Source organism: Streptomyces sp. WELS2, assembly GCF_013870595.1.
Taxonomy (GTDB): Bacteria; Actinomycetota; Actinomycetes; order Streptomycetales; family Streptomycetaceae; genus Streptomyces.
Genome location: NZ_JACBWZ010000927.1, coordinates 1 through 2,270, shown reverse-complemented (window position 1 = coordinate 2,270; position 2,270 = coordinate 1). Strand labels below are relative to the sequence as shown.

At 73.1% G+C, this 2,270-nt stretch carries 2 protein-coding genes; one reads left to right on the top strand and one right to left on the bottom strand.

Going from position 1 to position 2,270, the window contains the following annotated elements; all coding sequences use genetic code 11:
* Positions 1-54: 54 nt before the first annotated feature.
* Positions 55-1,011 carry an STM4015 family protein gene (locus H5J33_RS31855; protein ID WP_181798215.1) on the bottom strand — a complete coding sequence of 319 codons (957 nt, stop codon included), beginning with the start codon at positions 1,009-1,011 and terminating at the stop codon, positions 55-57.
* 276 nt (positions 1,012-1,287) lie between these two features.
* Between H5J33_RS31855 and H5J33_RS31850 the strand changes: the two genes are divergently transcribed.
* A partial coding sequence (locus H5J33_RS31850; protein WP_399552975.1) for an MFS transporter occupies positions 1,288-2,270 on the top strand: 983 nt, incomplete at its 3' end.

Here is a 2,270-nt window from a genome sequence, read left to right as displayed (position 1 = left end):
GAAGCGCACGCCGCCCGCCTCGCGCGCGCGGAGGCCGTCGTGGTCCGCGGTCACCTACTCGCCCACGGACACGTAGCGCCACACCGTGCCGTCGCTCTCCACGTCCTCGTCGGCGTCGTCCCGGTCGAGGTTCAGCTCGACACCGGCGGGCTCCAGGGTCTGCCGAAGGCGGTCCAGCAGGGGCTCGGTGATGTAGTGGTGGTGCAGGTCGAGCTTCTTCAGGTGGGTGAGGGGCTGCCCCGCGAGGAGGGCGGAAGCGCCCTCGTCGGTCAGGATGCCCAGGGAGAGGTCCAGCGTCTCCAGGCGGGCCACCACCGGGGCGGAGGCGACGGCCGCGGCGACGGCGTCCTGTATCTCGCTGTCGCGCAGCGCGAGGTGGCGCAGGCTCGGCAGGCGCGCCCCGGACAGGATGGGTTCCCAGTCGGCGGGCTGGCTGTCGCCGCCGTAGTCGGGCGTGCCGAGCCACAGGTCGAGGTGTTCCAGGGCGGGCAGGTCGCTCGCGCCGACTCCGCGCACGACCTGTGCGGGCAGCCCGCCGGTCTCCATCGTGAGGGTGCGCAGCCCGGTGTGGCGCAGGGCCGTGAACCCCAGGCCCGATCCGCCGCGCACGCCGAATTCCTCCAGGGCGGGGAAGCCGGTCAGCAGCGGGGTGACGTCCGTCTGGTTGATCCAGGAGATCTCGCACTCCTCGGACTCCATGTCGCCGAGGAAGAGCGCGCGCAGGGCGGGGAGGCGGTCCCGGGCCGCGAGCAGCGCCTCGATGACGGACGAGGAGTCGGTGTCGTACGCCTCCCGCCAGGCGCCGACGACCAGTGCGCGGACGCGGGTGGTGTCGACCTTGTCCAGGAAGCGGGCGAAGACCTCCTCCCACTCCTCCTCGGCGTCGTAGACGGTGGTGCCGACGCGCCAGGCGACGCCGTCCGGTTCGGGCAGGTCCTGGTTTTGGTCCGGCTCGGGGAACGTGTACACGGGCAGGCCGTGGAAGACGTGCGGGTGGTCGCCAAGGGTCATGCTGCTGCTCCCGGAGCTGGGTCGGACGCGGGGTGACGTGGGCAGTTCTACCAACCGGCACCGACAACGGCGGATGGCGGGGGGTGTTCCCTGGGGCGTCGTCCGAGGCGGGTCCTGCCGGATGTCCGTTCGATGCCCGGCCGGCGGACGACGGCCGGATGCGGTGGCGGGGCCGGGGTACCGGCCGGGTATGTGTGCACGGTGGGGGCGGGGGAACTTGGTCCGACCGGTGGCCCCGGTGGATCCGCCCGGTGGCCTCGGTGGAGAGGAGTCCGCGTGACAGCGTCGACGTCGGCTGCGGGCGGCCGGGAACCGGACACCCGCGGGGACGGGTACGAGCCGGATCCGCAGCGGTGGCGCGCCCTGTGGGTCACGTTGGTGGCCGGGTTCATGAGTCTGCTCGACGTCACGATCGTGGCGGTGGCCCTGCCCACCATCCAGCACGACCTGCACGCCTCCCCGGCGCAGGTGCAGTGGGTGGTGTCGGGATACGCCCTGACCTTCGCCCTCGCCCTGGTCACCGCCGGCCGGCTAGGTGACGCCCTGGACCGGCGCCGTATCTTCCTGCTGGCCCTCGGCGGCTTCGTGGTCTTCAGCGCGGCCTGCGGCGCGGCCCCCGACATCACGCTGCTGGTGGCGGCCCGTCTCGCCCAGGGGCTGGCGGCCGGCTTCATGGCCCCGCAGAACTCCGCGCTCATCCAGCAGATGTTCCGTGGCGCAGAGCGCGGCCGGGCGTTCGGCTTCTTCGGCGCCACCGTGGGCATCTCCTCCGCCGCCGGCCCGGTCACCGGCGGCGCCATCCTCGCCCTGGCCGCCGGGGACCAGGGCTGGCGGTGGATCTTCTACGTCAACGTTCCCATCGGCGTCCTCGCCGTCCTGCTCGGCCGCCGTCTGCTGCCGCGCACCCGGCGCTCCGGCCGGGGCCGGGTGGACCTGCCCGGCGTGCTGGTCCTCGGCCTCGGCGTGCTCGCGCTGATGTGCCCGCTGGTACTGGCGGAGTCCGGTGGCATCGAGAACCTGTGGTGGCTGTTCCTCGCCGGTGCCGCGCTCCTCACCCTCTTCTCCTGGTGGCAGCACCGTCTCGTCGCCCGGGGCGAACAGCCGCTGCTGGACCCTCGCCTGTTCACCACCGTGCGCGGCTACGCCGTCGGCGCCGGCATCGGCACGCTGTACTTCGTCGGGTTCAGCGGTGTGTGGCTGGTGTTCGCCCTCTTCTACCAGCGGGGGCTGGACTTCTCCCCGCTCCGGTCCGGCCTGGC

Excerpts from the sequence above, each read along its gene's own strand:
- H5J33_RS31855 (WP_181798215.1), bottom strand. The coding sequence starts at position 1,011 with ATGACCCTTGGCGACCACCCGCACGTCTTCCACGGCCTGCCCGTGTAC.